Source organism: Flavobacterium sp. TSSA_36, assembly GCF_051547165.1.
Classification (GTDB): Bacteria; Bacteroidota; Bacteroidia; order Flavobacteriales; family Flavobacteriaceae; genus Flavobacterium.
On record NZ_JBPTTP010000001.1, the window covers coordinates 215,874 to 239,538 of the forward strand.

Below are 23,665 nucleotides of genomic sequence, written 5' to 3' on the forward strand. Positions count from 1 at the left end.
ATTACCAGAAACAAAAAAAAAAGAGTAACTATAACGATTACTGCTCCAAAAAAAATTAAGAAATGAAAAAAAAAGTAACTTTAAAACAAATCGCCAAAGAACTTGATGTTTCCATTTCAACCGTTTCTAAATCATTACGAAATAGCTTGGAAATAGGAGAAGAAACGCGTTTGAAAGTACAAGCTTTTGCCAAATTTTACAATTACAGACCCAATAACATAGCGCTTAGTTTAAAAAACAGAAGAACTAAAACCATCGGAATTATCATCCCCGAAATAGTACACCATTTCTTTTCTACAGTCATTAATGGTATCGAACAAGTAGCCAATGAAAAAGGATACAGTGTTATCATTTGTTTGTCTGATGATTCCTTCGACAAAGAAGTAATGAACATGGAACTTCTAGCACACGGAAGCACCGATGGATTCATCATGTCGCTCTCTAAAGAAACGCAATTCAAAAAAGATTTTCACCACATCACAGAGGTAATCGACCAAGGAATGCCCGTGGTCATGTTTGATAGAATTACCGAAGAAGTCATTTGCGACAAAGTCATTATCGATGATAAAAAAGCGGCTTATGAAGCCGTAGAATACCTCATCAAACTAGGAAGAAAGAAAATTGCTTTAGTTACCACCGTTGACTACGTAAGCGTTGGAAAATTAAGAACAGACGGCTATACGGAAGCGCTAAAAAACAACCACATCCCTTTCGATGAAGATTTAATTATCAAAATAGAAGATGTAGAAACTTGCGAAATAATCATAAGCCAACTCCTAGAAGATAAGGCCATTGATGCTGTTTTTGCTGTAAATGAACTTTTTGCAGTCACTATTTTAAAAACTGCTCATAAAATAGGATTAGCCATCCCTAAAGACTTAGCGATTGTAGCATTTACAGACGGTATCATCTCTAAATACTCCACTCCTACTATTACTACCGTAAGTCAAAGTGGTGTCAAAATGGGAAAAAAAGCGGCCGAAATGCTGATCCAACGACTAGAGAGTGAAGAACAAGATACGGAAGAAGAAGTTTTTGCCACAGAAATTATCGAAACTCATCTAATAGAAAGAGAATCCACTTAAAATTATCAGCATGAAATGTTAGATTCAATGACACTACTGCACCATGAGAAAACAAAATAAGGAACAAAAACAGCTATTGTATTCTTTGTACTTAACCACGATTTCTATGCTATATTTATCAACAAAAAACGTTGGAGTACTAATTATTCCTTAATAAAAAGAGCAGTAATTGTATTATTTTATATATTTACATAAGTCTAAACTTTTTCTTTTACTTCGAAAATTAAGTAAAGTTTTATGACTTCCCCTCTTTTACTTCAAAATAACCCTTGAAATAAAAGAAAAACCACCAAGACCTTACTTAAAAAAGCAAAAAACAAATCATTCTTTTTTGTAAAATTCTCTATATTCTAATTTTATATAGAAATAACACATTAAAACGTAAAGAATATATTGCAATTGCCCCATTTAAGGCATCCTAGTTTTACAATAGTCGAACCATTAAAGTGAAATACCCTTTAATTGTTTGCCTATTTTTTAAAACATAGCACTACCCTAAACATCAAATTGCTTTGTACCTCCTCTTTTAATGTAGTATAACCTTACAACATGTATTTGTTTTATCAGCATTAGACGTAAACAAACACTATGGCGTTTGTAGTAATTAACTTTTAAAAACAATCATATGGAAAAACCAAAATTAAGTTTTTGGCAAATTTGGAATCTAAGCTTTGGGTTTTTAGGGGTTCAAATTGGATACTCCCTTCAAAATGGAAATACTAGTAGAATCTTAGAAGCACTTGGAGCTGATGTTCATAGTATTGGTTACTTTTGGCTAGCCGCTCCATTGGCAGGATTAATAGTACAACCTATTATCGGACTTTCAAGTGATAAAACCTGGACCCGACTTGGTAGACGAATTCCATTTATATTTTTTGGTGCCATTGTTTCAGCGCTAGCGATGTTTTTTATGCCTAATGCTGAGTATTTTGCCTACCTCTTACCCCCACTATTCTTCGGAGGTTTGATGTTGCTTTTGATGGATACTTCATTTAATGTAACCATGCAACCCTTTAGAGCTTTAGTGGGCGATATGGTCAATGATGACCAACGCAATTTAGGCTATTCTCTTCAAAGTGCTTTAATCAACTTTGGAGCCGTATTTGGTTCCTTACTTCCTTGGATTTTAGCTCAATCCGGAATTGCAAATGTTCCTGCTGCAGGCGAAAAAGTAGCCGACTCAGTAATATGGTCGTTCTACATTGGCGGTAGCATATTACTGATCAGTGTATTATGGACTGTATTTAAAACCAAGGAATATGCTCCCAAAGAACACGCTCTTTATAATAAAATCGACTTAAATGCTGAAGTCAAAAAAGAAAAAACAAGTATTCTAAAATTAATCTCAACGGCTCCAAAAATATTTTGGCAGTTGGGATTTGTACAATTCTTTTCCTGGTTTGCCCTATTTTTAATGTGGGTGTATACCACAAGAGCGATTGCCAATCAAGTATGGGGACCTGATGCACTGGATGCCAAATCTATCGGGTTTAATGAAGCAGGAGATTGGACTGGTGTTTTATTCGCCTTTTATAGTGCCGTAGCCGCTTTTTATTCGCTACTTATGCCTTCCATAGCTAAAACCATTGGACGAAAAAAAACCTATTCCTTTTCCTTATTACTAGGAGGACTAGGATTAATTTCGATGTTTTTAATCGAAGACAAAAATCTATTACTACTCTCTATGGTTGGAGTAGGATTGGCTTGGGCTGCCATATTAGCCATGCCTTATGCTATGCTATCTGGCTCACTGCCCGCAGACAAAATGGGAGTTTACATGGGCCTATTCAATGCCACAATAACCCTTCCACAAATTGCAGCAGGATTATTAGGAAGCACTCTTATTGCATTTTTTGGTGGTTTCCCAATGGCTATTATTGTCATCGCTGGAATTTCAATGTTGATTGCAGGCTTAGGGGTTATTTTCATTAAAGAAAAAACAACGAGTCATTAAAATTTATTTTAAAAATGAAAAAGAAAAAAGGATTTATATTCGATTTAGATGGTGTCATTGTTGACACAGCGAAATATCACTATTTGGCTTGGAAAAAAATTGCCGATAGCCTACATATTGAATTTACGCACGACCATAATGAATTATTAAAAGGAGTGAGTCGAGTACGTTCCCTAGACATCATTTTAGATTTAGGAAAAATTGAAGCTTCTCAAGAACAAAAAGACCAATGGTTAATTCAAAAAAATGAAGACTATCTATCCTATTTAGTGGATATGGATGAAACTGAGATTCTTCCTGGTGTAATGACTGTATTGAATTTTTTAAAAGCCAAAGGACAAGGTATTGCTCTTGGATCAGCCAGTAAAAACGCCAGACCTATTTTAGAAAAAACAGGAATTCTATCCTATTTTGATGTTATTGTTGACGGAAATGACGTTAGCAATGCGAAACCAGATCCGGAAGTTTTCTTAATTGCTGCCCAAAAATTAGCAGTTGCCAACAGCGATTCTTTTGTTTTCGAAGATTCCGTTGCCGGTGTTCAAGCCGCTAATATTGGTACTATGACAAGTATTGGCATTGGAGATGCCACTGTTTTATACGAAGCACACCACAACTTTAAAGACTTTACATGTATTAGTGAAGCTTTTTTAAGTGAATTAATCAACAAATAAGAAATTCAAAGACAGTAAAAAGTCTAAACACCCCTATAAAGAACAATAAAAAAATAGAAAAAATGAACCAAGATTATATTAAACCCGACAATTGGTCCATCATTGAAGAAGAATTTGATGTAGAAAGAGTAAAGTCATCCGAAAGTCTATTCAGCATCGGTAATGGCGCCATGGGACAAAGAGCTAATTTTGAGGAAAACTACGCTGGTCCAACTTTTCAAGGAAGTTATATCGCCGGAATTTACTATCCCGATAAAACCAAAGTGGGATGGTGGAAAAACGGTTACCCAAAATATTTTGCCAAAGTATTAAACGCTCCTAATTGGATTGGAATTGAAATAGTAATTAATGGTGAAAATTTTGATTTATTTAGCTGTTCTGAAGTAAAAAATTTCAAAAGAGAATTAAACATGAAGGAAGGTTGGTACAACCGATCTTTCGAAGCCATCTTAGCCAATGGTACAGAAATCGCTGTAAATGTGCGTCGTTTTTTAAGTTTAACTCTAGACGAAGTAGGTGTAATTAATTACGAAATTACGCCTCTAAACAAAGATGCCAAAATCGTTTACAAACCCTATATCGACGCTGGAATCACCAATGAAGACGCCAACTGGGAAGAAAAATTCTGGGAACCATTAGATGTTAAAAAAGGAAGTAACGAAGCATTCATTACCGCTCAAACCTTCAAAACGCATTTTAAAGTAACTACTTTTATGCACAATACTATTCTAATTAATGGAGCGCCTTCACAAATTTCGGCATCTTCTGTTGAGTCTAGCCATGATAAAGTGCAGTATACTTATGAAACTTTAGTAGCCAAAGGAGAAAAATCTTCAATCCAAAAAATGGGAGGTTACACCGTTTCTTTAAACCATGATCACACACAAGTTGCCGCCGAAAAAGTAATTCAAGCAGCTTTATCTAAAGGATATGACGTCTTATTACAAGAACAAATTGAAGCTTGGGCTAAAATTTGGGAAATGTCAGATATTACAATTGCCGGTGACGTCAAAGCACAACAAGGTATTCGTTTTAACATCTTCCAATTGAACCAAACGTATTTAGGTAAAGATTCTAGATTGAACATTGGTCCAAAAGGATTTACAGGTGAGAAATACGGTGGATCTACTTATTGGGACACTGAAGCGTATTGTATTCCTTTCTACATGGCCACCAAAGACCAAGAAGTGGCGCGGAACTTGTTAACGTACCGTTACAATCAATTAGACAAAGCTATCGAAAATGCTAAAGATAATTTAGGCTTCAAAAACGGTGCGGCCTTGTATCCAATGGTAACCATGAACGGAGAAGAATGCCACAACGAATGGGAAATTACCCATGAAGAAATTCACCGTAATGGAGCAATTGCTTTCGCCATTTATAACTACTACCGTTACACCGGAGACTACTCTTATATTCCTGAAAAAGGATTAGAAGTGTTAATTGGTATTGCTCGTTTCTGGCACCAAAGAGCCTCGTTCTCGACTAACAAAAATCAATATATGATTTTGGGCGTTACAGGACCAAACGAATACGAAAACAACATCAACAATAATTTCTACACCAATTATATTGCTAAATGGTGTATTGATTATGCCTACGAACAAATTCAAAAAGTAGCCACGGAATATCCATCAGATCACAAACGCGTCATCGAAAAAGTAAATCTAGCCGATGCAGAGTTACAAGATTGGAAAAAAGTTTCTGGTAATATGTATTTCCCAAAATCAGAAGAATTGGGGATTTACTTGCAACAAGATGGGTTCTTAGACAAAGATTTAGTTCCTGTAAAAGACTTAGACCGCTCACAACGTCCGATCAACCAAAAATGGTCTTGGGATAGAGTATTACGTTCCCCTTACATCAAACAAGCCGACGTATTACAAGGGTTTTATTTCTTCGAAGATGATTTCACCACCGAAGAATTAAGAAAGAATTTTGAATTCTACGAATCATTTACGGTACACGAAAGTTCCCTTTCTCCTTGTGTTCACTCTATTCAAGCAGCCAAACTAGACAAAATGGATATGGCTTATGCTTTCTACTTAAGAACATCCCGTCTAGATTTAGATGATTACAACAAAGAGGTAGAAGAAGGGTGTCATATCACTTCTATGGCAGGTACTTGGATGAGTATCGTAGAAGGTTTTGGTGGAATGCGTGTTAAAGAAAATGCCTTACATTTTGCCCCAAAAATCCCTAAAGAATGGGAAGGATATTCATTCAAAATCAACTTTAGACACCAAATACTAAAAATGGAAGTTACTCAAAACGAGACCAAATTTTCATTAGAAGGCGATAAAGCATTGACCGTATTTGTCAACGGAAAAGAAGTGGTGGTACAACCTAACTAATTCGATTCAACAATACTAATAACCCTTTCAAAGTCCGCTTTGAAAGGGTTTAAAATTTAAAAAAAATGAGAAAAATAATCGTATTACTATTATTCAGCTCACTAGCATTGGCACAAAATGCCAATCGAAAGTTTGAAAGTTTCAAAAAAACCAATCAATCGCTAGAAGTTACCACTTCAGATGGTGTGTACACTTTCCAACCGTATTCTGACAAAATCATTTCCACTTCGTTTGTACCAAATGGAGAAAAAGCCAATCCAAAATCGCATGCTGTAGTAGCAACGCCTCAAAAGGTCAACCTAAAAATTACCACAACTCCAACGTCCCTTAAAATGGCAACTAATGGAATTGTGGTCGTTGTTGACAAAGCACCTTTTAAAATCACGTATTCTTACTTAAACAAAGAATTAATTTCGGAAAAAACAGGCTATTTCAAAAAAGAAACGAACGAAATTCTTGATTTTAATTTAGATGCTACTGAAATATTGTACGGTACTGGAGAACGTGTTTTGGGAATGAATCGTCGTGGTCATCGTTTGCAATTGTACAACAGAGCGCACTACGGTTACGAAACGCATTCTGAATTGATGAATTTCACCATGCCATTGGTACTTTCTTCTAAAATTTACGCCATCCATTTTGACAATGCACCAATTGGTTATTTGGATTTAGACAGTAAAAAAGACAACACTTTAGCGTATGAAACCATTTCGGGTCGCAAAACCTATCAAGTGATAGCCGGAAATTCTTGGACTGATTTAATCGATAGTTATACAACATTGACTGGAAAACAACCGTTACCGGCACTTTGGACTTTAGGAAATTTTTCTAGCCGATTTGGGTATCATTCTCAAGACGAAGTCAACAAAACTATTGATAAATACATCAAAGACGCGATTCCAGTAGATGCTATTATTTTGGATTTGTATTGGTTTGGAAAAGAAATTACTGGAACTATGGGTAATTTAGATTGGGACAAAGACAACTTTCCCAATCCAACCAAAATGATAGATGACTTAAATCAAAAAGGAGTGAAAACCGTCTTGATCACCGAGCCGTTCATCACTACAACATCAAGTAAATGGAATGAAACCGTAGAGAAAAAGGTTTTAGCTACTGACAAAGAAGGCAAGCCCTATACCTTTCAATTCTTTTTTGGTAACACCGGAATTGTAGACATTTTTAATCCGGACGGAAAACAATGGTTTTGGGATGTTTACAAAAGATTAATCCAGCAAGGTGTTGGCGGATTTTGGGGCGATCTAGGAGAACCCGAAGTATTCCCTTCAGCGGCCATCACTAAAGGCGGAACCGCTGACGAAGTACACAATATCTACGGTCACCACTGGGCCGAATTGATTGCTGAAGGCTACAAAAAAGAATTTTCAACCACTCGTCCCTTTATCTTAATGCGTGCTGGCTACTCTGGATCACAACGTTTTGGCATGATCCCGTGGTCAGGCGATGTGAATCGTACTTGGGGCGGATTGCAACCACAAACCGAAATCTCCTTACAAATGGGATTACAAGGAATCGGTTACATGCACTCGGATTTGGGTGGATTTGCAGGCGATTACTACGACAATGAATTGTACTTAAGATGGTTGCAATATGGGGTTTTTCAACCTATTTTCCGTCCACATGCCCAACAAGATGTGCCTTCAGAGCCCATTTTCAAAGACATTGTAACCAAAGCTACTGCTAAAAAACAAGTGGAATTGAGGTACCAATTGTTACCTTACAATTACACCATCGCTTTTGAAAACAATCAAAAAGGAACACCTTTAATGCGTCCGTTGTTTTTTGAAGAGCCTGAAAACAACATCTTGCAAACGGTTTCCCACACTTATCTTTGGGGGAATGACTTTTTAGTACACCCAATCACCGAAGCGGGTAAAAAATCGGCCGACATTTATTTTCCAAAAAACAATTCTTGGTTCGACTTTTATTCTGATGCAAAATATGAAGGTGGAAGCACTGCGAATGTAGCTACAGCTACTGATCATATTCCTGTTTTTGTACGTGGAGGCGCTTTCATTCCTATGATCAAAACCATTCAAAGCACTACAAAATATAGTTTAGACTCCTTTGACGTTCATTATTTTATGGATGAAAAAACACTTAATAGTGAAGGAAAAGTATACAATGATGATGGTGTAACTGCTAATGCTTTCGAAAAAGGTCTGTATGAAATAATCACGTTCAATGCCCAAACCAAAGGAAATAGTACTACAATTACAGTAGCGACTAAATCAGGAAAAGCATTCTCTTCAAAAGACAAAAAAGCCAATCTAATCTTACACAATACTGAAGCGATTAGCCAAATCAAAGTAAACGGAATCGTTACTCCGTTTACCAAAGAAGCACAAACAATTACTGTGACAGTTCCTGTAAGCAATAACAAACCGACTCAAATTCAAATGCAACACTAATGAAAAAACAAACGATAGCGCTTACTTTAGCCCTTTCCACCTTAGTGGGTGGAATGGCTAGCGCACAGCAAAAACAAGCACCCAAAAAAGAAACTACTCCCTTTGTTTGGGAAGGGGCCAATTTGTATTTCTTAATGACCGATCGTTTTAATGACGATAATAATCAAAAAGAAATCTATTTTGACAGAACCAAAACCCCAGGAAAACTCCGCGGTTTTGAAGGTGGAAACCTCAAAGGTATCACCCAAAAAATTGAAGAAGGCTATTTTACTAAACTCGGAATCAATGCCATTTGGATGACACCGATCGTAGAAAACATTCACGAAGGTGTAGACGAAGGAACGGGCTTAAGTTATGGTTTTCATGGCTATTGGGCGAAAGATTGGACAGCCTTAGATCCGAATTTTGGTACCAAAGAAGATTTGGCCGACTTAGTAAAAAAAGCCCACGCCAAAGGCATCCGTATTGTTTTGGATGGCGTAATCAATCATACCGGACCTGTGACTGAGAAAGATGCCGTATGGCCACCGGATTGGGTTCGCACAGGACCACAATGCGATTACAAAAATTTTGTAGGCACTACCGAATGTACCTTAGTGGCCAATCTTCCCGATGTTTTGACAGAAAGTGAAAAAGAAGTAGCCCTCCCTCCTTTCTTGATTAAAAAATGGAAAAAAGAAGGCCGTTACGAAAAAGAAATCGCTTCTTTGGATGCCTTTTTCAAAAGAACAGGTTACCCAAGAGCCCCAAAATATTACATCATCAAATGGTTGACAGATTATATCGTAGAATTCGGAATCGATGGCTACCGTGCCGACACCGTAAAACATACCGATGAAAAAGTATGGGCCGCCTTTCAAAAAGAATGTTTGTACGCTTTTGAGGTTTGGAAGAAAAACAATCCTACCAAAGTATTAGACAACAACCCTTTTTACACCATAGCCGAAGTGTACAACTACGGTATCAGTGGTGGACAAGATTTTGATTTTGGCGACAAAAAAATCAATTATTTCCAAAACGGCTTCAACAACATGATCAATTTTGAGTTCAAATGGGATGCTAAAAACGATTATGAATCCATTTTCTCAAAATACAGTTCCAAATTAAACAACGAACTCAAAGGCTACAGCGTTCTGAATTATTTATCTTCTCATGATGACGGAGCCCCTTTTGATCCAAAAAGAGAAAAAACTATAGAAAGTAGCACTAAACTTTTGCTTTCCCCAGGAATTTCTCAAGTGTATTATGGTGATGAATCGGGACGTTCTTTAGTAATCGAAGGCACTCAAGGCGATGCGACTTTGCGTTCGTTTATGAATTGGGGCGCCATCAAAACCAATCCTGAAACGCAGAAGACATTGGCACATTGGCAAAAACTAGGGCAATTCCGAAGAAACCATCCATCGGTAGGTGCTGGAGTTCACCAAAAAATTGCTGAGGCTCCTTACGTGTTTAGCCGTCAATACACCAAAGGCAATTACAACGATCAGGTAGTAGTGGCCTTAGATGTTAAAACTGGTAAAAAAGAAATCCCTGTTGGCTCTATTTTCAAAAATGGCACTACGGTTCGCGATGCTTATTCCAACCAAACTGCCAAAGTGAAAAACGGAAAAGTAATCATCGATTCCAACTTTACTTTTGTGCTTTTAGAGGCAAAAAAATAGAAAATTCATAAGATTTTATAGACCGCAAATTCGCAAATTCATTTCCCAAAGTAGGGAGCATAATTTGCGAATTTGCGGTGTTTTTTTACCAAGAAAGAACAAGAAGCAAGATACTTTTGTACTTTGCGTTCCTTGCGTAAATCTTTGCGGACCTTGCGGTTAATTTTTACCACAAAGAAACACTAAGAAATGCTATTAAACTTTGCGACTTTGCGTCCTTGCGGTTAAGTTTTTTACCACGAAGAAACACTAAGGAATCACAAAGTAACACTAAGAAATACTTTTTACTTTGCGTTCCTTGCGTAAATCTTTGCGAACCTTGCGGTTAATTTCACAAAAAACATAAAACAATGATAACGCCGTATTTAACCAAGAAGTAATTGCTTTTTCCTATTTTAGACCAAAAGAAAAAAAATGAAACTTCAACCGTATCTTTGGCTTATTTTTATTGGATTAACCAGTTGTACAACTATGCACAAACCACTCAACATTGGCCACAGAGGCGCCATGGGACACGAAACCCAAAACACCGTTCCAGCGATTAAAAAAGCATTAGCGATGGGTGTCGACCGCATCGAAATTGATGTGTTTGTCATCAAAACAGGAGAAGTTATGGTATTTCACGACGATATTTTGGATAGCCTCACCAATGCAAAAGGTCCGATAGAAGACTACACTTTCGAAGCCTTGCAAAAAGTAATCGTAAAAGGCGGACATCACATTCCAACGCTAGAAGAAATCATCACCACCATCGACCGAAAAGTGCCTTTAAATATTGAATTAAAAGGCAAAAATACCGCCGAAGCTACACATAAAATTGTTTCTTCTTTTGGCAAAAAAGGCTGGAAAACTTCTGATTTTATCATCTCCAGTTTCCTTTGGAACGAATTAGCAACCTATCGAAAACTCGATTCCAAAATAGCTATCGACGTTTTAACGGAAGAAAATCCGCTAGACGCACTCCCAATAGCACATCAATTAAAGGCAACCTCCATCAATCCTTGGTTCAAAACCCTCACGCCCGAAAATGTAAAACGCATTCACCAAGAAGGATTTAAAATCAACACGTACACCGTAAACAACCCTGAAGACATTAAAAGAGTAATCGCATTGGGTGTCGATGGAATTTTTTGTAATTTTCCCGAAAGATTACAATGATGTACGACTGTTTAATTGTGGGAGGTGGCGCTGCAGGTTTTTTTACTGCCATCAACATTGTAGAAAGAAATCCAAAAGCCAAAGTAGCCATTTTAGAACGTGGTGCCGAAGTACTAGGCAAAGTGCGCATTTCGGGTGGCGGTCGTTGCAATGTAACCCACGCCTGTTTTGAACCTAACGAACTCGTAAAATTTTATCCAAGAGGCGAAAAAGAATTGCGAGGTCCTTTCCATCAATTTTGCTCTGGAGACACCATCGAGTGGTTTGAACGCCATGGCGTAGCCCTCAAAATTGAAGACGACGGCCGAATGTTTCCCGTTTCGAACTCTTCTCAAACCATCATTGATTGTTTTCTAAAAGCTACCCAACAGCTAGGCATCAAAGTCCTCACAGGTCAGAGCGTACAATCTATTTTCAAAAAAGACAACTACTGGAAAATTGACACCCAAAATCAAAACTATCAAGCCGAAAATTTGATTTTAGCTACGGGAAGTAACCCGAAAATTTGGGATATGCTACAGGAATTTGGCCACGCCATCATTCCTCCCGTGCCCTCTTTATTCACGTTTAACACCAAAGACCCCCGAATCAAAGAGTTGCCAGGCGTTTCGGCAAAAGTAACCGTAAGAGTGAAGGACACCAAACTCGAAGCCACTGGACCACTTTTAATTACCCATTGGGGAATGAGTGGCCCCGCAATTTTGAAACTATCCGCTTGGGGTGCCCGCATTTTACACGACAAAAACTATCAATTTACGCTATTGGTGAATTGGCTCAATGATCTGGATACAGCAGAAGCCCTTGCTCAATTGAAAACCCTTAAACAAGAACAAGCTAAAAAAACAGTCGCCAAAAAATCACCTTTTGAACTCACCAACCGCTTATGGGAAAGTTTGGTGCTGGCCGCTGGTATCAGCACCGAAACCAAATGGGCCGATTTGTCCAAAACCCAATTGCAACACTTGGCCCAACAGCTCACAAATGGTGTTTTCCAAATCAATGGTAAAAGCACTTTCAAAGAAGAATTCGTTACAGCTGGCGGTATTGATTTAAAGGAAATCAACTTTAAAACTATGGAAAGTAAAATCCACCCCAACCTATATTTTGCAGGCGAAATTGTCAATATCGACGCCATCACAGGCGGATTTAATTTTCAAAATGCTTGGACCAGTGGGTATATTGTGGCGAATGCGGTGGGGTGATTATAACTAAAAAAGCAAAAATCCCAATTTTAAAATGATGAAGTTTTTAAAAAAAATCGATTTTTTCAAGCAGGGCGTTGGAGAGGGTTGATTTTTTTATGCTTCCAACAATTGAGTTAAGTCTAGAGTGAGGGATTAACGTTAATTTAATTTTTTATTCAACAATTGTCTTTTGCGTAAAAAACCTAAAATATAAGTCGCAAACTTAAATTTTAGGTTTTTTTTTGTATTAAAATAATAGATTGAATTGCTAAAAGACCCGTATTGTGGTTAGTTTGTATTTAATCTATTAACTATTTTTAAATTAAGAATTTATTGGCTTAATGACAAATTATGTTGGTAATTTTATCAAGCTTTTAAAATTATTCCTTCTAAATTTTCTAAATAAATACTATACTTACTGCTGTTAATTTCCTCATCGATATAAAAGACTGCATTATGTCCCATTTTTCGTGCTTCATAAGTAATCTTTGAATTTGTTCTCCTAACTTCTCCAAAAGTGAAATAAGTACCACTTAATTGTGGGTGCATCGGTAAATCAAAAATAATCCCGTCATTAGTTATATCTACACTTGCCCCGGAGGCAGAAGAGTAAAATATTTGATGAGTGTATTTGTATTTTTTAAAATATATTTTCATAAATCAATAGTTTAATAGTTTTTTGTGTCTAATCCATAAGTGATTCTAACTGTATCACATGCAGTTTTCACTACTTTTGAAGCTAAAGGAATAGATATTCTTTCTTGATTAGATATTTGATATATATTATTTAGAAAAGAATTTTCTCTTTGGTTTATAATTGATTTTATAGCTGTAATTCTTGTATGGTCATCACTAAATTTATTTAAAACATCCTGTTTAATAGAAGCTTCTAGCCCATTTATTATATCTATTGTCATTTTATCGGCAATAGTAAGGTTTTGATATTCAGGTGAATGTTTATAATCTAAATTTCTATCTCTGTTATTAAATTTATAAATGTAGATTATTACTACCAGCACAATTATTATAAATATTACCATAGCTTTTTATTTTAATTTATCTAACTCTCTACCCCCTGTAGAAGTTACCAATATTATTTTAGTTGCAGAAACTTTTTTAAAATTCATTGTTAATGTTTCAGCGCCATTTCCTGATATAAGATTTATTTCATATGTGCTATCAGTATGACTATCCGAACCAGACATAAATTGTGGCGTTAATTGAATTACTTCTTTCCAACATTGTGTTGTTATACCACCAACAAAGAGACAAAAATTATCTGAAGTAAATTTAACCAAAGGTTCGTCTGTAATATTTATATTTCCATCCGCTTTTTCTCCCCAAGTTCCCTGAATCCAAGCAGGAGGATTATAATAAGAACTACTTCCTGAATCGTTTTCTTCGGAGGAACAACTGAACAAAAAAACTGTGCAAATAAGCAATAATAATTTTTTCATAATTTATTAATTTAATGTTTATACAAGATTAGGGCGGTTTTTTTTTTGATCCTTACGGGAAACCTCAAAAGCCAGATATTTTTTTTTACAAATATTAAAAAAAATAATTTAATGACACAAATATGTGTCAGTTAAATATTAAAGGATTGTGCAATTTTAAATCGTGGTAGAAAATGAAGAAATAAAATTAATAAAAGATGTTGGAGAGAAAATAAAATTGAGAAGATTGAACCTAAATCTTTCTCAAGAAATTTTATCTTATGATGCAAATATTCCTAGAAATCAAATTGGAAGAATTGAAAGAGGAGAAATTAGCACCACAATTTCTACTCTATACAAAATTTGTAAAGCTCTTAAAATTGAAATTAAAGAGTTGTTTTAAAACAAAACAACACACCTTTTTCGATAATGATAATAAACAAATTGCCACTTATGATTTAACAGGCAATTGACATCTTTGAACTCTTGTTTACAGGTTATAAAGAACCCAATTTATTATTTCTTCTAAGGGTACTGTTTCCAGAAAATCACGTTTTGCTAATGGTAAATAAGGAACAATCTCACTTTTTATTTTATCTTTGTCAAGTACACTATACATAAGTGTTGATTTTAAAATTAGTATGTTTTGCAACACAAATTTTATCAACCCTTTATTAATTGCAAAATAAGTTCAGCGCTAGGACATTATTCTTAATACTACAAAAGCATATTCTTTTTCTCAAAATATTTTGCAGGCGAAATTGTCAACATCGACGCCATCACAGGCGGATTTAATTTTCAAAATGCTTGGACCAGTGGGTATATTGTGGCGAATGCGGTGGGGTAATACAGAAAAAACACAAATCACTATAAATCAAAACACAAGACATCTCAAGCCACAAAACTTTTTGTAAATTTGAAAAAAATAAGCGATGACAACAATAACCTTAAAAATAAATGAAAAGTCAAAAAAAGGAAAAGCTTTTTTAGAAATGGCTCGTGTGTTTTCTGAAAATTCAAAAGAAATTGTTTTGATTGAAGAAGATGTCAAAAGCCCTTACGATCCAGAATTTGTAAAAAAAATAAAAAAAGCAAGTACCGAGAAAGGACGGCTAATGGAAAGTGCTGAAGATTTATGGGAAAGTATCAAGTAATCATTAAAGCAACTGCTGAAAAAGATCTCTCAAAACATAAAAAATCAGGCGATCTTGCTTGCATAAAAAAAATTATAAAAATACTCAATGAGTTGAAAGACCATCCCTACACTGGTTGGTAGTGGTAACCCTGAACCGTTAAAATTTGAATTAAGCGGATATTGGTCAAGAAGAATCAACAAAAAAGACCGTTTAATATATGAGGTTCATGACGATATTGTAACAGTCTTTGTAGTTTCAGCGCTAGGGCATTATTCTTAATGTTACAAAAGCATATTCTTTTTCTCAAAATATTTTGCAGACGAAATTGTCAATATCGACGCCATCACAGGCGGATTCAATTTTCAAAATGCTTGGACGAGTGGGTTTATTGTGGCGAATGCACTAGCTATCTATGAAAGACATCTCTAAATTTTAGCCTGCTCTGAGGAATCGAAGTGTCGTAAAAAAATAATTTCACCCAACGGGTTATTTTTGAATTAGAATAGCACCGCTTTATATTGCCAAACCATCCAAATATAATACCCCAAATACATCATACAAACTACAAATTTTATAAAAGAAGAGGTGACAAAACCAATAAATGAGCCTGTTGCTGCTTGTAAAGCACGCTGAGGATTAGATTGTTTAGTTAGCAGTTCTCCGATAAAGGCTCCCACAAATGGTCCCAAAATAAATCCAAACGGTATCGGAGCAAAAATCCCTACAAGCAAACCAATATTCGTTCCCCAAATACCATAAGTACTGCCTCCAAATTTCTTGGCTCCTTTCGCGGGAAGCAGGTAATCCAATACAGTGATAGCTATCGTGAGGAGTAACGAAATCCCCAAAACCCAAAAATTCATAGGAATTGCTTTGGTACAAAAGAGTAAAAATACGCCGACCCAACTGCAACTTGGCCCCGGTAATATGGGCAAAAAACTTCCAAAAAGACCCGCTATTACACAAACAAACCCGATTATTAAAAAGAAAAGATCCATACTGTTTTTTTTTAGTAATTTTGGACTTCATAATCCAATATTTTATCCTTTACTAATATGGGGAAAAATAGTTGTATTTTTATAATTATTATCCAATCAAAAAAACAAGCGTTGAAACCGTATTTCTTTTACTTTTTTTTATTCCTTTTTACTTCCTGTAGCTATTTTGAGAAGCAAGTCCCTTCTGAAAAAGAGTTGCTTCAAAAGGAATTAAAAGCCATCAATTGGAAACAAGTTGACCAATACCCTAGCCTAGCTGCCTGTGATAAAATCATTGACAAGCAAGAACAACAACAGTGTTTTTTTGAGCGGCTAACCCAGCTCATTCAAGAAAAATTAAATGTAGACACGTTAGCGGTTTTGTATCCTGAATTAGACACTATTGAAGTAAAAGTAACTGTGTTCCCAAACGCAACCTTACGATTTGAACCCCAATTCCCTAAAGATTCTGTAGCCTACGATACCATAAAAATTGACAGTATCCTTCAAGCGCGTTTGATTGGTTTTCCAAAAATAAATCCAGCCATAAAACGGGGTATTCCAGTAAAAACCCAATTTATTTTACCTGTAATTATCAAAGTAAATAAATAATGCCGTTTACTTTTTCACACGCAGCCATAGCCCTCCCTTTTTTGAAAAACAAAAGAGTGTCCGCAACCGGATTACTCATTGGAACATTTGCGCCAGATTTAGAATTCTTTTTTAGAATGCGAATGCAAAGTGAAATTAGTCATAAGTTACCTGGTGTTTTTTTGATAGATTTGCCTTTGAGTATCTTGGTCGTTTTACTTTTTCATCAAATTATAAAAAAACCATTACTCACTAACTTGCCCCTTTTTTTTCAACAAAGATTAGAAACCTTGAAACATTCTGATTGGTTGTCCTATTTTAATAAAAACAAAACCACTGTATTTTTTTCTTTTTTTGTTGGCGTGTTCACCCATTTGATTTGGGATTCTATGACCCATTGGGATGGCTATTTAGTCCTTAGAAGCGCATTTTTGAATCAAAAGATATCCCATGTTGCCTGCTATGACATTTTGCAATATCTCAGTTCTTTGTTAGGCCTTTTTTTTATTTCACGTTATTTCATACAACAAACTAAAGTGCCGCTCACAATACTTCCAATTTCTTCTTTTTATTGGCGTGGCATTGGATTGGTCTCGGGTATATGCATCGTATTACGATTTGTTTTAGTAACGAACAGAAACACTATTGGTGACATCCTTGTGGGTGTCATTTCTTCGGTTTTTATAAGTATGACAGTGATGGGAATTGTTTTTAACTCTCGGTTAAAAGCCAGTTAAAAGCGTCTCCCCTTCCACTCATATTTTCCGAATAATGAATATAAAGCTACTGCAGTACTAAAAAAGGGATACCACAAACTGCTTAAAATCCAATAGCGCATTTTGCTTTTGCTTAAAACGCAATGAGTTTGTAAAATAATTACGGAATCAATTCCAAATTTGATAAGGAAATACAATCCAAGAAAAGGAAGTGGAATCTTTCCAAAAATGGCTACTACAAAACAACATACCCAAACAAAATTCGTAATGAAAACAAGGAGTCCCAACATTTTTCCAAATAAACTTTGGTAAGCACTTGTTTTTGAAGCCCATCTTACACGTTGGTGAAACAACAACCTCCAAGTCGCTACTGCTTGCGTTTGAACAATTGTATCTTTCGATTTTAAATAATGTACTTTTTCCGGACATTGTCCAATGGCTTTTTGCAACAAGAAAACATCATCGCCGCTGGCTATTTTGTCATTGCCTTCAAAACCGTTCAACTTTTGAAAAAGAGATTGAGTATAAGCAAAATTAGCACCATTGCACATAAAGCCTTTGTTAATCCCAAAGCTTCCAATGGTAGCGCCTTGTAAACTCATTAAATCCTGCAGCTGAAAATGATGTAAAAAAGAAGGGTTGCAGTCATAAGTTACCGCCCCAGCAATCATTTCAACAGCATGATTTTGGATATAATCATCCATCGTGAGCAACCAATTTTCAGGGACAATACAATCGGCATCTGTGGTCACTATCCACTCGTTGTTGGCCAAAGGAATCCCCGTGGTTATGGCATCTTTTTTAGGAGAATTCGATTGTCGAATGGTGTTGATAATTCTTACTGAGAACTGAGAACTGAGAACTGAGAACTTTTCTTCCGATGCATCATCTATCAAAATCACTTCAAATAAATCCGACGGATACTTAAGTTTTGCAATACTTTCTAATAAAATCGGTAAATTTTCGGCTTCATTACGAAAAGGAACCAAAATAGAGAACGTGGTTTTTGGAGTTACCTCTTTTTTAGAATACAACGGCACTTGGGTGCAACCATAGATGAGCCAACTTATAATCAGCACATAAACGATTACTATGCCTAGTAAAACAAAAATCATTGTTTTTCTTTGAGATTAATGTTTCCACCATCGGAGGCTAAGGGGCTTTTAAATTTCAAAACAAAATAACTTCCAATGGCCACTGGTAATACTACGTTCAAAAACCACATTAAAGTCGAAATGAAAACCACAATCCACTCGTTAACGCCCAATATTCCAAAGAAAAATACCGCTACACTTCCTTTTACCGCAAAATCCAAAAACTGAAAAGTAGGCAAAGACGACGCCAGAAAATAGACCGAAGCAATTGCCGCCATCATCTTCAAATAGGGTAAATCCACATCAAATGCCAAAAACAAAAAATAGTATTGATGCGAGAATACCAAGTAGCGACACGTACCTAATAGGATGTTTTTTTGATGAATCGCTTTTGGAATCTCATTGATTTTATGCAGTAGTTTTTCAATAGAATAGCCTTTGATGTTGATTTTCTTTGAAAAAAATACAATCAGCACAATCAACAAAAGCCCTCCAAAGAGTAAAAGCACGGTTTTGGGTTTGATAATAGCGAAAATTGCATTGAAATATAACAAACCAAAAATGCCAAAAATGACACTCAAAATCATTTGAATTCCGTTGCAAATCAGGTTCAAAAAGATGATTTTTTGGGTTGATTTTTTATCAAAATACAAGGCTTTCCCAGCGTATTCACCCACGCCGTTTGGGGTAAACAAACCTGCGGTTAAAGCAGCCAACACTTGTTTGGTGGATTCGCCTATAGAAATGGGATGCAGAAAGCCCACTAAGTTTTGCCATTTCAAGATTTCAAAATACCGATTCAAGACACTAAACGAGAGAATGAAAAGAATGCCTCCCACCGATTGATTCTTGCGAAACAACACGATAAACTTCTCCCAATCGAGTTGGTCATTATTGGCGAGTTGGTTGTAGATAAAATAAAACGCTCCCCCTACAATCAAAAGTTTGACTAGAAGTACAAGGAATTGTTTAGTTTTGTGTGGAATTGAAATCATACCGTAGAAACTATTGCGCAAAGAAACGCAAAGAGACACAGAGTTTCACAAAGAATCTTGAATTTTATCCAATAAAGAAAGCTTTGTGAATTTTCGTGTTAGCTTGGAGCAACTTAGCGTAACAATTAAACTAAAAAATTGTCAAACGAACGTATCATATTAGGCATCGATCCAGGAACTACCATTATGGGGTTTGGGTTGATTCGGGTTATCAACAAGAAAATGGAATTCATTCAGCTCAATGAGTTAATATTGTCCAAATACGACAACCATTACCAAAAGCTAAAAGTCATTTTCGAGCGCACCATTGAGTTGATCGAAACGCACCATCCCGACGAAATCGCGATTGAAGCGCCTTTCTTTGGCAAAAACGTACAATCGATGTTGAAATTGGGCCGTGCACAAGGTGTGGCGATGGCTGCGGGACTTTCCAGAGATATTCCTATTACCGAATACGAACCCAAAAAGATAAAAATGGCCATCACCGGCAACGGAAACGCCAGCAAAGAACAAGTGGCCAAAATGCTGCAACAACTCTTAGGATTAAAAGAACTACCCAAAAACCTCGACTCTACTGATGGTTTGGCTGCGGCAGTTTGCCACTTCTTTAATTCCGGTAAAACAATCGGTGAAAAAAACTATTCAGGTTGGGATGCTTTCGTGAAACAGAATGAGGAGCGGGTAAAAAAATGAGTCAATGAGAAAATTTGAAAATTAGATAATTTATAGACAATGAGAAAAATTATCCAATTGACAAATTACCTCATTATCTAATTGACAAATTATCTAATTAAAATGGCAGGTATTTATATTCACATCCCATTCTGCAAACAAGCGTGTCACTATTGCGATTTTCATTTTTCTACTTCGATGAAGAAAAAAGAGGAGATGGTTTTGGCTTTGGCCAAAGAATTGCAAATGCGTAAAAGTGAGCTTCTCGACTGCGCTCGAAGTGACAAAAATGATGCTGAATTCTCGGAAGTGGAAACCATTTATTTTGGAGGAGGAACGCCTTCGGTACTGACTACGGAGGAAATTGAATTCTTGATTGCGGAAGTTTACCATCATTACAATGTTGTTGAAAATCCAGAAATTACCCTTGAAGCGAATCCCGATGATTTGACCAGTGAGCGAATTGTAGAATTATCCAAAAGTTCAATCAATAGACTCAGCATCGGAATTCAGTCGTTTTTTGAAGCCGATTTGGCGATGATGAATCGCGCGCATAATTCGGCTGAAGCCCAAAAATGTTTGGAGCTTGCCACCCAATATTTCGATAATATTTCGATCGATTTGATTTATGGTATTCCTGGGATGAGTGATGAACAATGGCAGCAAAATATCGAAACAGCATTGCGTTTTGGTGTGCCTCATATTTCGAGTTATGCCTTGACGGTAGAACCTAAAACTGCTTTAAATACACTCATTCAAAAGGGCAAAATTGATGCGCCTAAAGACGAAGTAGCCGAAGCCCATTTCCAAATATTAGTCGAAACCCTCGATAAAAATGGTTTTATTCATTATGAGTTGTCCAATTTTGGAAAAGAAAATTATTTCTCGAAAAACAATTCTGCGTATTGGTTGGGCAAAAAATACATTGGAATCGGTCCTTCGGCGCACAGTTACGATGGGATTTCGAGAAGTTGGAATGTGGCGAATAATGCCTTGTATTTAAAAGCCATGCAACAAGATCAATTGCCCAACGAAAAAGAAATCCTATCTACAACCGACCGTTATAATGAATACATTATGACAGGATTACGAACGATTTGGGGCGTTTCATTGGACAGCATTGAAAGGGAATTTGGGGAACTTTATTTAGATTATCTTATCAAACAGTCAGAGAAATTTATAAAGGATGAGTTGCTCGCTATTGAGAATAATATTCTGAAACCAACTTCTAAAGGAAAATTCTTGACAGATGGCATTGCGAGTGATCTGTTTTATATAAATTCGGAATGAGTTTACCCACAAAGGGCACTAAGAAGGCACTAAGTTCACTACGCTTTGTGTTCAATGTGGTCTTCTTAATGAGCTTAGTATTTTAATTAACCACTAAGTTCGCTAAGCTTAGTGAACTTAGTGCCTTCTTTATTAACTTAGTGTTTTATTAACCATCAAAGGGCACAAAAAAATACGCAAAGTTTCACTAAGCTTTGTGTTCTTTGTGACTTCTTAGTGAACTTAGTGTTTAAACAATGAAAACCACAATCGAACTGAATGACCAAACTGTCATAATCAACCTATCAAAACCTATTGATATTTCGATTCCTTTGACCAATACCGATGAAAATCCTATTGCTTGGTATATCGAAAAACCTATCATTGAACCCGTAGTTTTTGGGGATTGGGTAGGGAAAGTATCGGAAGGAAGTTCCTCGACCAATTTTAATAACATCTTTTTCAATCCGCACGGGCACGGGACGCATACCGAATGTTTGGGACATATTACACGTGAATTTTACAGTGTGAATCAATGTTTGCAACAGTTTTTCTTTCGTGCCGAATTGATTTCTGTCGTTCCAGAAGTGCAGGGAGAAGATTTAGTCATTACATTAAAAAGCCTCTCGACTGCGCTCGAGGTGACATTACAATCGGGTATTTCTTTTGAAGCGGTAGTAATTAGGACTTTGCCCAATTTTAAACGTAAAAAACACTTAAACTATTCGAATACCAATCCACCATATCTTTCGGAAGAAGCGGCACATTTTATTCGTGAAAATGGTATTCAACATTTGCTAATCGATTTGCCCAGTGTAGACAAAGAGAAAGATGAGGGAAAATTATTGGCGCACAAAGCGTTTTGGAATGTAAAAAATGTGCAAAATCTGAATGCAGATGCGAGACTGAATTGTACCATTACCGAAATGATTTACGTGTCCGATGAAGTACTAGATGGTGCTTATGTGTTGAATTTACAAATCGCTTCATTTGAAAATGATGCCAGTCCGAGTAAACCTATTTTATACCAAATCGAGACATTATGAACTTAGAAACTTTTTATGAATACTGCTTATCAAAAAAAGCAGTAACAGAGCATTTTCCGTTTGATGAAGATACTTTAGTTTTTAAAGTAGGTGGCAAAATGTTTGCGTTATCCTCATTACAACAATGGGAAAAACAAGAGCCCTCGGTGAATCTCAAGTGTGATCCCGAACACGCCTTGGAATTACGTGCCAATTACGATGCCATCAACGAAGGATATCATATGAGCAAAATACATTGGAACACCGTTGCAATTAATCAAGATGTTCCAGATGCTATGCTCAAGGAATTAATCGACCATTCGTATGACTTGGTTTTTAAAAGTCTTACGAAAAAAATACAGGCCGAAATTGCTACTTTACCTATTGATTAGACAACAATATGCCCCCAATTTTCCCCAGATTTAATACGGAAAATTTGCATTTCGCTGACACCAAATTGCTTGGCAATCATTTTAATCCTGGTTTTTCTGTTGGGATTTTGCAGCATTTTTTTAATCCGAATCACATTCGTTGAAGTGAGTTTTCTTCCGTCGGCTTTAATGTTGTGAGCAAGTAAATTTTTTCTGGCCTGAATTACATGAGGACTTTTTCGATTGTGTTCCAAAAATTCTTCTCTTGTAGCCCATTTTAGATTACGGAGCGAATCATTATCGCGAACATAATCTAAATGTAGCACATGTACTTGATCATCTGAATGTTTGGGGATAAAATGCTCCGCTATGAGTTTGTAAAAAAACAAGTGTCGATTGGATGGTTTTTCACCATTATTCACTTTGTAGCGAAAAATTCGGTAGCCATCAATCATGCTTCCTTTCAATTCACGACCTTCTTCAATGCGGTCTTTAAAGCTAATGAGTCTTCCTCTGCTAGTAATTGCATAACGCAATTGTAAGGATTCGTGTACGTCGAATTCTTTAATTTGTTCGTTTGGATATAATCGAATCATATGTGGTTTAGATTGATTTACAGCAAATATAGCTAAATAAAATTCTCATTGTCAAGAAATAAAGAAGGGATTTATTTTTTTTTGTAAACAATTGGCTATTTAATGTTCATTTTTCAGGTATAAAATTTGCTGATTTTTAGGTTTTAAATCTAAAAAACCCAGTATTTACAAGGCATTAAGAGGCATTTGGATGCATATTTTTGATTACAAAATTTCAGCCTCAAACGATTTCTTACTGCTTCATTTCTGAAAATTATAGCATGCACTTCTTTCGCGCATCGA

At 36.1% G+C, this 23,665-nt stretch carries 25 protein-coding genes; 17 read left to right on the top strand and 8 right to left on the bottom strand.

All coding sequences use genetic code 11. The annotated features are described in order from the left end of the window. The first annotated feature begins 62 nt into the window (after positions 1-62). The 8 genes from ACSVH7_RS00955 (at position 63) to ACSVH7_RS00990 (ending at position 12,523) form a co-directional block, all read left to right on the top strand. Complete coding sequence (locus tag ACSVH7_RS00955) at positions 63-1,085, top strand: LacI family DNA-binding transcriptional regulator (RefSeq protein ID WP_438064825.1); 1,023 nt, start codon at positions 63-65, stop codon at positions 1,083-1,085. A 625-nt stretch (positions 1,086-1,710) separates the two neighbouring features. After that, complete coding sequence (locus ACSVH7_RS00960; protein WP_438064826.1) at positions 1,711-3,039, top strand: MFS transporter; 1,329 nt, start codon at positions 1,711-1,713, stop codon at positions 3,037-3,039. A gap of 14 nt (positions 3,040-3,053) precedes the next feature. After that, entirely contained in the window at positions 3,054-3,713 is a 660-nt protein-coding gene (gene pgmB / locus ACSVH7_RS00965; protein ID WP_438064827.1) for a beta-phosphoglucomutase, read from the top strand. A 62-nt stretch (positions 3,714-3,775) separates the two neighbouring features. Continuing rightward, on the top strand, positions 3,776-6,067 hold the full coding sequence (locus ACSVH7_RS00970) for a glycoside hydrolase family 65 protein (protein WP_438064828.1): 2,292 nt from the start codon (positions 3,776-3,778) through the stop codon (positions 6,065-6,067). A 65-nt stretch (positions 6,068-6,132) separates the two neighbouring features. Further along, a complete protein-coding gene (locus ACSVH7_RS00975) occupies positions 6,133-8,499 on the top strand; it encodes a TIM-barrel domain-containing protein (protein ID WP_438064829.1) in 2,367 nt (788 codons plus the stop codon). Continuing rightward, positions 8,499-10,163 (top strand): alpha-amylase family glycosyl hydrolase, encoded by a 1,665-nt coding sequence (locus tag ACSVH7_RS00980; RefSeq protein ID WP_438064830.1) that lies wholly within the window; start codon positions 8,499-8,501, stop codon positions 10,161-10,163. Before ACSVH7_RS00975 ends, ACSVH7_RS00980 begins: the two co-directional genes overlap by 1 nt. Positions 10,164-10,577: 414 nt before the next feature. Next, entirely contained in the window at positions 10,578-11,321 is a 744-nt protein-coding gene (locus ACSVH7_RS00985) for a glycerophosphodiester phosphodiesterase (protein ID WP_438064831.1), read from the top strand. Further along, positions 11,318-12,523 (top strand): NAD(P)/FAD-dependent oxidoreductase, encoded by a 1,206-nt coding sequence (locus tag ACSVH7_RS00990; protein WP_438064832.1) that lies wholly within the window; start codon positions 11,318-11,320, stop codon positions 12,521-12,523. The genes ACSVH7_RS00985 and ACSVH7_RS00990 overlap by 4 nt, the downstream gene beginning before the upstream one ends. Before the next feature lie 348 nt (positions 12,524-12,871). Here the strand turns inward: ACSVH7_RS00990 and ACSVH7_RS00995 are convergent, their stop codons facing one another. From ACSVH7_RS00995 to ACSVH7_RS01005, 3 genes are read right to left on the bottom strand one after another with little or no spacing between them, the layout of a single operon-like run. After that, the gene (locus ACSVH7_RS00995) at positions 12,872-13,162 is read right to left on the bottom strand and encodes a hypothetical protein (RefSeq protein WP_438064833.1); all 291 of its coding nucleotides are present in this window, start codon (positions 13,160-13,162) and stop codon (positions 12,872-12,874) included. Between the two features lie 11 nt (positions 13,163-13,173). After that, entirely contained in the window at positions 13,174-13,545 is a 372-nt protein-coding gene (locus ACSVH7_RS01000) for a hypothetical protein (RefSeq protein ID WP_438064834.1), read from the bottom strand. Between the two features lie 6 nt (positions 13,546-13,551). Then, the gene (locus ACSVH7_RS01005; protein ID WP_438064835.1) at positions 13,552-13,962 is read right to left on the bottom strand and encodes a hypothetical protein; all 411 of its coding nucleotides are present in this window, start codon (positions 13,960-13,962) and stop codon (positions 13,552-13,554) included. A gap of 163 nt (positions 13,963-14,125) precedes the next feature. Here ACSVH7_RS01005 and ACSVH7_RS01010 point away from each other — a divergent pair, with 163 nt between their 5' ends. Continuing rightward, entirely contained in the window at positions 14,126-14,344 is a 219-nt protein-coding gene (locus ACSVH7_RS01010; protein ID WP_438064836.1) for a helix-turn-helix domain-containing protein, read from the top strand. Between the two features lie 87 nt (positions 14,345-14,431). On the opposite strand, the gene ACSVH7_RS01015 is transcribed toward ACSVH7_RS01010, so the two are convergent. Continuing rightward, positions 14,432-14,560 (bottom strand): hypothetical protein, encoded by a 129-nt coding sequence (locus tag ACSVH7_RS01015; protein WP_438064837.1) that lies wholly within the window; start codon positions 14,558-14,560, stop codon positions 14,432-14,434. A gap of 313 nt (positions 14,561-14,873) precedes the next feature. Between ACSVH7_RS01015 and ACSVH7_RS01020 the strand changes: the two genes are divergently transcribed. Beyond that, positions 14,874-15,095, top strand: a complete 222-nt coding sequence (locus tag ACSVH7_RS01020) for a DUF2683 family protein (RefSeq protein WP_438064838.1) — start codon at positions 14,874-14,876, stop codon at positions 15,093-15,095. Between the two features lie 111 nt (positions 15,096-15,206). Next, on the top strand, positions 15,207-15,356 hold the full coding sequence (locus ACSVH7_RS01025) for a Txe/YoeB family addiction module toxin (protein ID WP_438065428.1): 150 nt from the start codon (positions 15,207-15,209) through the stop codon (positions 15,354-15,356). 218 nt (positions 15,357-15,574) lie between these two features. Here ACSVH7_RS01025 and ACSVH7_RS01030 read toward each other — a convergent pair whose 3' ends face one another. Then, on the bottom strand, positions 15,575-16,075 hold the full coding sequence (locus ACSVH7_RS01030; RefSeq protein ID WP_438064839.1) for a DUF456 domain-containing protein: 501 nt from the start codon (positions 16,073-16,075) through the stop codon (positions 15,575-15,577). A 111-nt stretch (positions 16,076-16,186) separates the two neighbouring features. Here ACSVH7_RS01030 and ACSVH7_RS01035 point away from each other — a divergent pair, with 111 nt between their 5' ends. Both ACSVH7_RS01035 and ACSVH7_RS01040 read left to right on the top strand, forming a co-directional pair. Then, positions 16,187-16,666 carry a hypothetical protein gene (locus ACSVH7_RS01035; RefSeq protein WP_438064840.1) on the top strand — a complete coding sequence of 160 codons (480 nt, stop codon included), beginning with the start codon at positions 16,187-16,189 and terminating at the stop codon, positions 16,664-16,666. Further along, complete coding sequence (locus ACSVH7_RS01040) at positions 16,666-17,382, top strand: DUF4184 family protein (protein ID WP_438064841.1); 717 nt, start codon at positions 16,666-16,668, stop codon at positions 17,380-17,382. The genes ACSVH7_RS01035 and ACSVH7_RS01040 overlap by 1 nt, the downstream gene beginning before the upstream one ends. Here ACSVH7_RS01040 and ACSVH7_RS01045 read toward each other — a convergent pair. Both ACSVH7_RS01045 and ACSVH7_RS01050 read right to left on the bottom strand, forming a co-directional pair. Beyond that, on the bottom strand, positions 17,379-18,476 hold the full coding sequence (locus ACSVH7_RS01045) for a glycosyltransferase family 2 protein (RefSeq protein ID WP_438064842.1): 1,098 nt from the start codon (positions 18,474-18,476) through the stop codon (positions 17,379-17,381). The genes ACSVH7_RS01040 and ACSVH7_RS01045 overlap by 4 nt on opposite strands. Further along, positions 18,473-19,450: a hypothetical protein gene (locus ACSVH7_RS01050; protein ID WP_438064843.1), complete on the bottom strand. Its 978-nt coding sequence runs from the start codon at positions 19,448-19,450 to the stop codon at positions 18,473-18,475. Before ACSVH7_RS01050 ends, ACSVH7_RS01045 begins: the two co-directional genes overlap by 4 nt. A gap of 138 nt (positions 19,451-19,588) precedes the next feature. On the opposite strand from ACSVH7_RS01050, the gene ruvC reads away from it, so the two are divergent. The 4 genes from ruvC (at position 19,589) to ACSVH7_RS01070 (ending at position 22,808) form a co-directional block, all read left to right on the top strand. Continuing rightward, on the top strand, positions 19,589-20,143 hold the full coding sequence (gene ruvC / locus ACSVH7_RS01055; RefSeq protein WP_438064844.1) for a crossover junction endodeoxyribonuclease RuvC: 555 nt from the start codon (positions 19,589-19,591) through the stop codon (positions 20,141-20,143). Between the two features lie 102 nt (positions 20,144-20,245). Continuing rightward, positions 20,246-21,412 carry a radical SAM family heme chaperone HemW gene (gene hemW, locus ACSVH7_RS01060; protein ID WP_438064845.1) on the top strand — a complete coding sequence of 389 codons (1,167 nt, stop codon included), beginning with the start codon at positions 20,246-20,248 and terminating at the stop codon, positions 21,410-21,412. Positions 21,413-21,648: 236 nt separating this feature from the next. Beyond that, positions 21,649-22,437 (top strand): cyclase family protein, encoded by a 789-nt coding sequence (locus ACSVH7_RS01065; protein WP_438064846.1) that lies wholly within the window; start codon positions 21,649-21,651, stop codon positions 22,435-22,437. Beyond that, positions 22,434-22,808 (top strand): MmcQ/YjbR family DNA-binding protein, encoded by a 375-nt coding sequence (locus ACSVH7_RS01070; RefSeq protein ID WP_438064847.1) that lies wholly within the window; start codon positions 22,434-22,436, stop codon positions 22,806-22,808. Before ACSVH7_RS01065 ends, ACSVH7_RS01070 begins: the two co-directional genes overlap by 4 nt. Here ACSVH7_RS01070 and ACSVH7_RS01075 read toward each other — a convergent pair. Continuing rightward, positions 22,805-23,383: an NUMOD4 domain-containing protein gene (locus tag ACSVH7_RS01075; protein ID WP_438064848.1), complete on the bottom strand. Its 579-nt coding sequence runs from the start codon at positions 23,381-23,383 to the stop codon at positions 22,805-22,807. The genes ACSVH7_RS01070 and ACSVH7_RS01075 overlap by 4 nt on opposite strands. Positions 23,384-23,665 lie beyond the last annotated feature (282 nt).

Coding starts and splice junctions, on each gene's coding strand:
- ACSVH7_RS01075 (WP_438064848.1), bottom strand. CDS start 23,383: ATGATTCGATTATATCCAAACGAACAAATTAAAGAATTCGACGTACAC.
- ACSVH7_RS00955 (WP_438064825.1), top strand. CDS start 63: ATGAAAAAAAAAGTAACTTTAAAACAAATCGCCAAAGAACTTGATGTT.
- pgmB (WP_438064827.1), top strand. CDS start 3,054: ATGAAAAAGAAAAAAGGATTTATATTCGATTTAGATGGTGTCATTGTT.
- ACSVH7_RS00975 (WP_438064829.1), top strand. CDS start 6,133: ATGAGAAAAATAATCGTATTACTATTATTCAGCTCACTAGCATTGGCA.
- ACSVH7_RS01005 (WP_438064835.1), bottom strand. CDS start 13,962: ATGAAAAAATTATTATTGCTTATTTGCACAGTTTTTTTGTTCAGTTGT.
- ACSVH7_RS01040 (WP_438064841.1), top strand. CDS start 16,666: ATGCCGTTTACTTTTTCACACGCAGCCATAGCCCTCCCTTTTTTGAAA.
- ACSVH7_RS00970 (WP_438064828.1), top strand. CDS start 3,776: ATGAACCAAGATTATATTAAACCCGACAATTGGTCCATCATTGAAGAA.
- ACSVH7_RS00960 (WP_438064826.1), top strand. CDS start 1,711: ATGGAAAAACCAAAATTAAGTTTTTGGCAAATTTGGAATCTAAGCTTT.
- ACSVH7_RS01065 (WP_438064846.1), top strand. CDS start 21,649: ATGAAAACCACAATCGAACTGAATGACCAAACTGTCATAATCAACCTA.
- ACSVH7_RS01000 (WP_438064834.1), bottom strand. CDS start 13,545: ATGGTAATATTTATAATAATTGTGCTGGTAGTAATAATCTACATTTAT.
- ACSVH7_RS01020 (WP_438064838.1), top strand. CDS start 14,874: ATGACAACAATAACCTTAAAAATAAATGAAAAGTCAAAAAAAGGAAAA.
- ACSVH7_RS00980 (WP_438064830.1), top strand. CDS start 8,499: ATGAAAAAACAAACGATAGCGCTTACTTTAGCCCTTTCCACCTTAGTG.
- ACSVH7_RS00995 (WP_438064833.1), bottom strand. CDS start 13,162: ATGAAAATATATTTTAAAAAATACAAATACACTCATCAAATATTTTAC.
- ACSVH7_RS01050 (WP_438064843.1), bottom strand. CDS start 19,450: ATGATTTCAATTCCACACAAAACTAAACAATTCCTTGTACTTCTAGTC.
- ACSVH7_RS01030 (WP_438064839.1), bottom strand. CDS start 16,075: ATGGATCTTTTCTTTTTAATAATCGGGTTTGTTTGTGTAATAGCGGGT.
- ACSVH7_RS01015 (WP_438064837.1), bottom strand. CDS start 14,560: ATGTATAGTGTACTTGACAAAGATAAAATAAAAAGTGAGATTGTTCCT.
- hemW (WP_438064845.1), top strand. CDS start 20,246: ATGGCAGGTATTTATATTCACATCCCATTCTGCAAACAAGCGTGTCAC.
- ACSVH7_RS00985 (WP_438064831.1), top strand. CDS start 10,578: ATGAAACTTCAACCGTATCTTTGGCTTATTTTTATTGGATTAACCAGT.
- ACSVH7_RS01045 (WP_438064842.1), bottom strand. CDS start 18,476: ATGATTTTTGTTTTACTAGGCATAGTAATCGTTTATGTGCTGATTATA.
- ACSVH7_RS01070 (WP_438064847.1), top strand. CDS start 22,434: ATGAACTTAGAAACTTTTTATGAATACTGCTTATCAAAAAAAGCAGTA.
- ACSVH7_RS00990 (WP_438064832.1), top strand. CDS start 11,318: ATGATGTACGACTGTTTAATTGTGGGAGGTGGCGCTGCAGGTTTTTTT.